The following is a 9,618-nucleotide window of genomic DNA, read 5'->3' as shown; positions in this document are numbered from 1 at the left end:
GCCAGCTTTCAATCGTCGCCTGCAGATCAAATCCGAATTGGTTCATTTGCTCATAGTAGGGAACTAAAACCATTTCAGTACCTTTCATTCCCATCTCTAAAATAGGATCTCTGTTGGTCCCTCGGAACCAATGCGCTCCCAAGTCGAAATCACCAACTGAGTGGCTCCAGCGTATGGCCAAATCCGTGTGAAGTGCTTCATTGCCGGCTTCAAATTTTGCTTGGTCAGTATCCACTACGAGGCTGGAGCGCAGACGTCCTTCCTTTCCGGGAAAAGTTTGCTCCCGAAAACCCGGTAGTAAGTAAAGATCCACAATACCCCAGGATTTTACCAGAGAGAGGTTGATCATGGGCTGGCCTAGTTTATCTTCACCATCAATATCTTCGATACCATCGCTTTGGTTTATCACATCGACAAGGTGCTGAAATTCCGTGACCCCCCAGAACACTTTGCGTATTCCGCTGCGTAGCTCCCAGCCATCCCCTTGATGTACCCAGCTGAGCTCTCGTATATCCGCGTGGGTTCTTTCATTGTCATGTTGATCCAGCCGAAAAAATGGCTTAAAAGTCAAAGAGTCTAAAGTGTCGTTCCACTGCCAGAAAAAATCAGGTTCCAATGCCAGAGATAGATTCGCATCCTGATACTGATCTATGTACTGTGGGCTTTCAGGAAATAGTCTTAGTTCGCCAGTAACTTTACCCGAAGCTTCAAATTCTGCACTGGCATGAGCCTGAGAGCTAGATGCCAGTATCAGCCCCATGCTGGTTACTTTAATACCATGTCGGATATAAGAGCTTCGTAGTAAAGACATATTATTGTGCCCGTTTTAATGAGTTTTTGTTAAAGTCGGCATCACTTAAACCGCTTTTGAACTGATAATCCGTCCAGATAAGGTCTGTATTTTTATTGGTTTGATGATTGACCATTTTCATCAGGTTTGGGCGCCAGTGCTTGCCTTCGTATTGCTGATAGTCGGCATAGGTCAGTGTTTTCAGTGGCGCATCTTTCCGATCAAAAAAATCAATTTTATGTAACCTGTTTTCACTATGATCAATCCAGGTGACACGTCGAGTGTACCCCGAAAACTCATCGACAGGGTATTGTTCAACAACATAGCACTGCTCGGTACCACAAGGCTCGTCACGCAGATATTTGTAGGTGTATTTCTCAATTTCAAATGATGTCAGGTCTTCATAAGCAAACTCTGATCCCATAAAGGGGCCCGACTTGTTGCGGGAGGCAATACGCTTAACCCGCTTTAATGCGGGTAAATACAGCCATTGGTCATCGGCACCTACCGGGTGGGAAAAGCTTAAAAAAGCGGTGCCTTTTACGTCCAGAGGCTTATCAAAAATACTTAAACTTTTATCGCCATCTGCTTCCTGCTCTAGTGACTTAATACGAATTTCACGAATACTTTCCTGTCCTTGGCTATTGCGTAACACCATAGTCATTTGGGCCTGCATATCGTTCCAGCCCAAGTCTTTATGTTTGGTTTGTTGAGCAATAGCTAGACCTTTTTCTTCTGCCGTTTCGGCTAAAGTGAAGGAAGCTGATCCAAGTAGTAAAACGGAGAGAATACAAGTAAGTGGTTTTGGGCAAAGTTTCATCTATTTGTCCTTGGTTGTTTCTGTTACAGCGGTGTTGTCGAGCTTCATTAATAGTGGGGGCAGGAAGAGGAAGTCGACAATCAGCGCGATCATTATAGTGATTGCGGTAAGAAGCCCCATATCTGCATTGACCTTAAAGCTCGATTGAGCCAGTACCAAAAAGCCGACGACTAAAACCAGTGTGGTTATCCATAACGCACGTCCAACACTGGCAAAAGCATAACGAACGGCGTCCTCGGCACTCTTTCCTTTATCAATACGAGCATGGCGGTATTTGCTTAGAAAGTGCACAGTGTCATCGACCACGATACCCAGTGTCATACCAGCAACAACAGAGAGTGCTAACCCTACTTGCCCATCAATAAAATACCAGAATCCGAAGCCCATTGCAGCGGGTGCCAAATTGGGTAATAAGCTAATCAGTCCATAACGTACAGACTTTAATGCAATACCTAATAAAGCAGAAATCAATATCAGTGCAAAGGTGATGCCTATCAGCATACTCTGGATATTGCGCTGGCCGATATGAGAGAACATTAAACTAGGGCTGGCAACATGAACTTCATATTGGGGGGAATTGTCTTTAAACCATTGATATAAACGTGACTCGAATGAAATCTGCTCATTGCTTGTCAGGTTTTTCATTGTGCCTATGATGCGTGTCGACGATTTGTCTACGTTTAGTTGATTGTTCAGATCAAGACCGTATGGCAATGACATTTCATATAGAAGTAAATATTGAGCAGTCAACTCTCTGCTCTCCGGCAGGGTGTAATATGCGGGATCATCTGCGTGCATATTTTTATTAAGACGCTTAATAATGTCGGTCAGTGTGTTGACGTGATCTATTTCAGGTTGAGCACGTAACCAGATGCTGAAATTATCCAGTGCTTTAAGATAGGCTGGGTTGTTGATACCACTCGATTCACCTGATTGGATAGATATCTCAATTGATGCCATTCCAGAAAGGTTAGCTTCCATGAAATCGGTTGCTTGGCGAAAGGGTACTGAGGTATCAAAATATTCAACGAAGTTATCATTAAGCTTGTTCTGCGGAAGGAAAGCAATTAAAACGAGGATGATAGCCGTCATACTTGGTAGCAGCATGTTGCGCTTGTCGATGACGAACTTGGAAATAGTGTCCATGAGATCATTTTTATCTTCTGTCCGTTGCTTAACTTTGATAGGCAGTAGCATCAAAAGCGCAGGAAACACGGTCACGGAAAGCACAAATGCGATCATGACACCGGTGGCCACCATGTTGCCAAGGTCTCTGAAGGGTGGGGAATCTGAAAAATTCATACTCAGGAAACCAATCGCCGTGGTGATACTGGTTAAGAATATGGGGCTGAAATTGATACGTAAACTGGTTCTCAGTGCTTTGCTTTTTTCTTCCCCTTGTCGTAGTTCATAAAAAAAGGTGGCTAATATATGGACACAGTCAGCAACGGCCAAGGTCAGGATCATTGTCGGTGCGCTGACGGAAGGGCCTGTCAGGTAGAATCCAGTCCACCCTGCCAGTCCCATGGTGCTGAGGATACTGAAGATAATAATGACTACGGTGGCAATGGTGCCACTGATGGTGCGTAACAGAAAGATCATGGTTAGTATAACCATACCGAACATCAGCGGAATTAAGCTTTTACTATCATTCTGTGATGCTTCAGCAAAGCTGTTATTCATGATAACCATACCGGATAAGTAGATATCCATATCAGGGTTATCTGTCAGAAAAATCTGCTTCATATCTCTGATTTTACTAACGACTTCAGGGACTTCGACAACCGGGTTGATTCCGGGCAGGTGAACAGTAACATTAATGACCGTGACTCGTCCGTCATCAGATATTATCTTATCTCGCATAAGCGGGTCGCTAATGACTATCTCCTGCAAAGCTGGCATCTGTTCATCTGTTAATGATTCAGGATTTAAAACCATATCTTCTACGATCAGATCGTCTTCTTCAGCCACGGTGTGCTGAAAGTTGGTAATGGAATCGACACGTGTCGAGTAAGGGACTTGCCAAGATTGCAGAGTGAGTTCGTGGATGGCCGCTAATCGCTTTGGTGTAAACACACTGCCTTCTTTGGGCGCGATTATAAAAGCAACATTATCACTTTTGCTGTAAATTTTTTGCATGCTTTCGAAAGCGGTTAACTGTGGATTTTCTTCACTGAAAAATACACGGTAATCGCTTTTGAAAACAAGGTTCTTTGCACCTGCCGCGGCAGCGACAACCAAAATGATACTGGCCAGCAAGACCCAGATAGGGTGCTTAAGGGCAACATCAAAGACACGCTCTTTCATACTTCACTCCAATTATGCCGGATAGCCAACAATAAAAATAATAGCACAGCACTTTGCCCTTGATGAGCAGGTTGCAAGAATATAACCTTTGGCCTTCAATTCGCTTATTTCTTGATGATATGTCATACACACAGTTGGGACAGTGTCTTTGTGCAGTTGAACTAAAGTTAATTATTAAGACGACGATGTAAACCACGGTCAGCCATGATGCGGGTTGAAATCTCTTCAATCGAAAAGGTAGTGGTGTTAATAAACGGGATTAGTTGCGAGGCAAACAGGCGTTCAACAAATCTGATCTCTTTGTCACACTGGTCAAGCGAAGAGTAGCGACTGTTGGGACGGCGCTCATGTCGAATAGCGGTGAGCTGGAATGGGTCGATGGTCAAGCCATAAAGTTTTTCTTTATACGGCAGCAAGCATTCAGGCAGGCCGTTATGAGTCAGGTCGTCTTCCGTGAGTGGGTAGTTGGCAGCGCGAATACCAAATTGTAAGGCCATGTATAAGCAGGTCGGTGTTTTGCCACAACGGGAAACGCCCACCAGGATGATATCAGCCTTGCTGTATTGTTTTGTGCGTGCGCCGTCGTCATTTTCAAGTGCGAAATTGACTGAGTTAATCCGCTCTCTATAGCTGCTGGCTTCAACAATCGCATGTGACTTACCGACAGAATAAGAAGAGTGAGTACAGAATTCGTGCTCAAGTGGTTTTATAAAGGTTGAAAACACATCTATTTTTAACGTATCACAACTATCTAAAATTTGCCGAATCTCATCATTAACAATGGTATCTATAAGTACGGGTCTGAGTCCGTCTTTGATACCTGCAGCGGTGATGGCCTTTAGCGCTTCAGCCGCCTTTTCTGGAGTATTGATATAAGGAAGAGTTATTTTTTCAAACTCTATCTCTTCAAATTGCGCCAGAAGGCTGTCACCTAATGCTTCAGCTGTAATACCTGTCCCATCAGAAATAAAAAATACAGTTCGCTTCATGAAGTTCTCGTTGTGTTATCAGGCGATGATTATAGCAAGTATGACCAGTCACAACAGCAAGAAGTCGGAGGTCAGTAGGAGCGCAGTCGTTAAGATGTGTGGCGGGATTACGTAGAATGTTGATGAAATATGTTATGATTTTTAATCATCTGGTTTGGTTAGATCTACCTGCTACGTCCAAGTTGGAAATTCAATGCATATTATTTTGTTGACCCACCAGAGAGAGCGTGTGAAAAAGACCAATACAGGCAAGTTGGTCTTGTTACAGTCTGGTTTGAATGTGACGCGGATCATATGGGATAGAATCAACCCTGACGCCGGGCTGTTAAAGCGAATAGCAAAGGGGGACGTATTTTTACTCTATCCAGAGCAAAGCAGCTCTGGGCAAGACTGCACCCGGCAAAACTTCTCTGATTCTATAAGTTCTGAACGGGTAGCGGAATCGACCGTTAGCTTGGAGCAAGGTCGGCAAGATAAAGCTGATGAAGCAAGTTTTATCATTATTGATAGTACGTGGCAGGAAGCACGGAAAATTTTCAACAGGAGCCCATATCTTACCGGCCTTCCAAGGATTACATTAGCGCCATCTGAAGGCTCATTATTCAAGCTGCGTCGTAACCAGATAGCTGGAGGGCTGTGTACAGCCGAAAGTGTGATAGCCTTATTAAAGATGAATCATCAGAATCATCTTGCAAATAAACTTGAAACAGATTTTTATACGTTTGTTGGTCATGTTCCCGAAAAAGGGAAAAACGATTGAATTCGTTTACCGTTTTTTTTATTTTTTTGAAATTAACGTACGCTGTCGTCATCTGACGCTGAAATAATAAAAACTACCAGCGTGACCGTTAGACAGTAGGAGAGAACAGCTTTGCATAATTACGTATTGCGTCTTGAGCAGGCGGGTATGGGAGATGTTGATAAAGTCGGTGGCAAAAACGCATCCTTGGGAGAGATGATAAGTAAGTTAAGTGATGCAGGAGTCAAGGTTCCTGGTGGTTTTGCAACGACAGCAGAGGCCTTTCGCGACTTTTTAAGCTTCAGTGGTTTAAATGAAAAAATAAATACAGCGCTGACGCAATTAAATATTGATGATGTAGTGTCGCTGGCAGCAACCGGTGCTCAAATTCGCCAATGGGTTCTCGATGCAGAATTTCAACCGGAGCTGAATAGCGCTATTGAATCTGCTTTTGCCGAGATGTCTGGTAATAATGCGAGTATGTCGGTCGCTGTTCGTTCCTCTGCAACGGCCGAAGACCTTCCGGAAGCTTCTTTTGCTGGCCAACAGGAAACTTTTCTTAATATCCGCGGGTTAGATCAGGTAAAGCAAGCGATTAAAGAGGTGTTTGCATCACTTTATAATGATCGCGCTATCTCTTATCGTGATCATCATCATTTTGCACATAGCGAAGTCGCCTTGTCTGCCGGTGTGCAGCGTATGGTGCGCAGTGATACGGGCGCTTCAGGTGTCATGTTTTCTATGGATACTGAGTCCGGCTTTAGCCATGTGGTGTTTATTACCGCCGCTTATGGTTTGGGGGAAACGATTGTTCAGGGGGCGGTTAATCCAGATGAGTTCTATGTCTACAAGCCTACATTGAAACAGAAAATCCCCTCTATTCTTCGTCGTACATTAGGTTCAAAAGCGATCAAGATGATATATGCCGGGGATGGTAGTACGACTAAGGCTGTTGAGACGGTTGCAGTAGACGCTAAAGACCGTCATCGTTTTTCTATTAATGACGATGATGTACAAACACTCGCAGAGATTGCCGTTACCATTGAGAATCATTATGGCCGGCCGATGGATATTGAGTGGGCAAAAGATGGTGATGACGGACAACTCTATGTTGTTCAGGCAAGACCTGAAACAGTACGAAGCCGTGATAACGGCAATGTGATTGAACGTTATCTGTTGAAAGAAAAAGGAAAAATACTTGTTGAAGGGCGCTCAATTGGTCACCGGATAGGTTCCGGCCCCGTGCGTTTGATCTCCCATGTTTCTGAAATGTCGAAAGTCCAACCGGGTGAAGTGTTAGTAACCGATATGACCGACCCGGATTGGGAGCCCGTCATGAAGCGCGCTGCTGCTATTGTCACTAATCGCGGTGGTCGAACTTGCCATGCAGCTATTATTGCGCGTGAGTTAGGGATTCCCGCGATTGTAGGTTGTGGTGATGCGACTGAAATATTGCGGGATGGTCAGGTTGTGACTGTGTCCTGTGCTGAAGGTGATACCGGTCGGGCTTATGAAGGGCGTTTGAACTTTGAGCATCAGACAAATAGTGTCGACTCAATGCCTGGTTTACCGTTTGATATTATGATGAACGTTGGAAATCCGGATCGTGCTTTTGATTTCCAGTCGCTGCCTAATGCGGGTGTGGGTTTGGCTCGTTTGGAATTTATCATTAACCGAATGATAGGTGTGCATCCAAAAGCGTTACTGAATCTGGACGATCAATCACCCGAAGTACGTCAGGTGATTGATCGTCGTATTGCAGGATATGATGGGCCCATTAACTTCTATATAGAAAAATTAGTAGAAGGAATTGCTACACTGGCTGCTGCTTTTTATCCCAAAAAAGTTATTGTCAGGATGTCTGATTTCAAATCGAATGAATATGGCCATCTCATTGGTGGTGATCAATATGAGCCTGGCGAAGAAAACCCGATGCTTGGCTTCAGAGGGGCGTCTCGCTATATCTCTGAATCATTTCGTGATTGTTTTGAACTTGAATGCCGAGCGCTTAAAAAAGTGCGGGATGAAATGCGTCTTACCAACGTAGAGATCATGATTCCGTTTGTTCGGACCGTCGGGGAAGCTAAGCATGTTGTTGAATTGCTGTCTGATAATGGCTTAAGACGTGGTGAAAATGGTTTGCGTCTGATTATGATGTGTGAAATTCCTTCAAATGCATTATTGGCTGATGAGTTCTTAGAGTATTTCGATGGTTTCTCAATTGGCTCAAACGATCTGACACAGCTTACGCTCGGCCTGGACAGGGACTCTGGCGTTATCGCTCATCTTTTTGATGAACGTAATGATGCAGTGAAAAAGCTGCTAAGTATGGCGATCGATGCATGTAAAGCCAAAGACAAATACATAGGGATTTGTGGGCAAGGGCCATCGGATCATCCTGATCTGGCTAAATGGTTGATGGATCAGGGGATTAGTAGCATTTCGTTGAATCCAGATTCCGTTTTGGATACCTGGTTCTTTTTAGCTAACGATACTGACTGACTTTGTTATTTTATAATGAAAGGGGCTTTGGCCCCTTTTTCTATTTTCAGAATATATATGAACGAACTTGAATTATGGCAGTATCTACTAATTGGTTTGTTGTTTATCTGGAGCGGTTTCGTGCGTTCCGGGCTGGGCTTTGGCGGTGCAGTACTGACACTCCCGTTCCTTCTGCTGGTTCATAATCAACCGCTGGTCTTTTTGCCGATTATTGCGGTCCATTTATTGGTCTTTTCAGGCTTGATTACTTTGACAACCCATCGACAAGCACGAAGAGATAAATCAGATGCGGCTCGTCAATCAAGTATCGATTGGAAATATTTAAAGCACTCCTTAGGCGTGATGATCATACCGAAACTAATCGGTGTTTTCGGTTTGTTGACGCTCCCTACCGAACTGATGAACAGTATTATCTTCAGTATCGTCATGGTGTACGCCATTGGCTATGTGCTGAATAAGCCTTTTAGAAGCAATAGCAGAGTGCTGGATAGCAGTTTTCTGATGCTGGGTGGTTATATCAGTGGCACTTCGTTGATAGGCGCACCGCTTATTGTTGCCGTGTATGCATCACATGTAGCCAAGCACCAGCTTAGAGATACCTTGTTTGTTCTTTGGTTTATTTTGGTGTTGATTAAATGTGCTGCCTTTTTATGGGCGGGAGTTGATTTTCAATTGATCCATCATCTTTGGCTGCTTCCATGCGCAACGCTGGGGCATTTTATTGGATTGCATTTTCATAAAAAAATAGTGGAAACGGAGACGCCTCTTTTCTTTCGGGTACTCGGTGCTGCTCTCATCATTATCAGCCTTATCGGTCTTTGGAAAGCATGGCTGTAGCGCTGTATTCTTTTATTTAAAAGACCAGACCCGGGTCATGCTGAAAAAATGAGTTAAAAGCGGGTATATCCGGTTAAGTCAGGGCTTGAATTTGTGTACTTTGCATTCCGTGTCTACATTATATGGATAGGTGGTGCATTTTTGCGTCACTGTGATTTGTTGGTGTATTGATAAGGATGTGATGAATGGGTATTTTTTGTAGAGCGGGTGTTTTAATACTCACATTCAGTTGCCTGACGCCGCTAGCAGTGGCCGATAATCGCCAGGATGTGGGTGTGTATTTTGAAGATGCTAATAAATTGTATTATCAGGATGAGCTACCAGAGGCCATCATTCAACTAAAAAATGCCTTACAGGCTAACCCGCAACATTTACCATCGTTACTCCTTTCCGGTGAAATATATCTGCAGCAAGGCGACCCTAAAGCTGCTGAACATGCATTGAGGCAGGCATTGATTTTTGGTGCAGACTCCTCTTTGGTTGTATTGAACCTGGCCAAGTCCTATCTGCAGTTAGGTAATTATCAAAGGATCATCTCAGATTTACAGGTAGACGGCTTGTCGCAGCCTGTCCAAGTAGATCTTTTAGGTTATCGGGCTGAAGCCTACACACTTTTAGATCAGCTACCCGATGC

Annotated in this window: 7 protein-coding genes and 1 pseudogene; 4 read left to right on the top strand and 4 right to left on the bottom strand. The window is 44.0% G+C overall.

Translation table 11 applies throughout. The features are described 5' to 3' along the window. The 4 genes and pseudogenes from ABY436_RS17100 to ABY436_RS17085 all read right to left on the bottom strand — a co-directional run. Positions 1 to 811: pseudogene (locus ABY436_RS17100) on the bottom strand (hypothetical protein); the annotation flags it as partial. 1 nt (position 812) lies between these two features. Beyond that, complete coding sequence (locus ABY436_RS17095) at positions 813 to 1,610, bottom strand: outer membrane lipoprotein-sorting protein (RefSeq protein WP_372740141.1); 798 nt, start codon at positions 1,608 to 1,610, stop codon at positions 813 to 815. Beyond that, on the bottom strand, positions 1,611 to 3,917 hold the full coding sequence (locus ABY436_RS17090) for an RND family transporter (protein ID WP_372740140.1): 2,307 nt from the start codon (positions 3,915 to 3,917) through the stop codon (positions 1,611 to 1,613). Positions 3,918 to 4,084: 167 nt separating this feature from the next. Continuing rightward, positions 4,085 to 4,906 carry a pyruvate, water dikinase regulatory protein gene (locus tag ABY436_RS17085; protein WP_372740139.1) on the bottom strand — a complete coding sequence of 274 codons (822 nt, stop codon included), beginning with the start codon at positions 4,904 to 4,906 and terminating at the stop codon, positions 4,085 to 4,087. Between the two features lie 193 nt (positions 4,907 to 5,099). Here ABY436_RS17085 and ABY436_RS17080 point away from each other — a divergent pair, with 193 nt between their 5' ends. The 4 genes from ABY436_RS17080 to ABY436_RS17065 form a co-directional block, all read left to right on the top strand. Beyond that, positions 5,100 to 5,666 (top strand): tRNA-uridine aminocarboxypropyltransferase, encoded by a 567-nt coding sequence (locus ABY436_RS17080; protein ID WP_372740138.1) that lies wholly within the window; start codon positions 5,100 to 5,102, stop codon positions 5,664 to 5,666. A gap of 147 nt (positions 5,667 to 5,813) precedes the next feature. After that, positions 5,814 to 8,147 carry a phosphoenolpyruvate synthase gene (ppsA, locus tag ABY436_RS17075; RefSeq protein WP_372740142.1) on the top strand — a complete coding sequence of 778 codons (2,334 nt, stop codon included), beginning with the start codon at positions 5,814 to 5,816 and terminating at the stop codon, positions 8,145 to 8,147. Between the two features lie 57 nt (positions 8,148 to 8,204). Beyond that, complete coding sequence (locus tag ABY436_RS17070; RefSeq protein WP_372740137.1) at positions 8,205 to 8,984, top strand: sulfite exporter TauE/SafE family protein; 780 nt, start codon at positions 8,205 to 8,207, stop codon at positions 8,982 to 8,984. 185 nt (positions 8,985 to 9,169) lie between these two features. Beyond that, positions 9,170 to 9,618, top strand: a 449-nt coding sequence (locus ABY436_RS17065) for a tetratricopeptide repeat protein (RefSeq protein WP_372740136.1), incomplete at its 3' end; no start/stop codon positions are given.

The organism is Neptunomonas sp., assembly GCF_041601355.1.
In the GTDB taxonomy this organism is placed as follows: Bacteria; Pseudomonadota; Gammaproteobacteria; order Pseudomonadales; family Balneatricaceae; genus Neptunomonas.
Note: the sequence above shows the minus strand (reverse complement) of the source record. Positions and strands in the feature narration are given on the sequence as shown.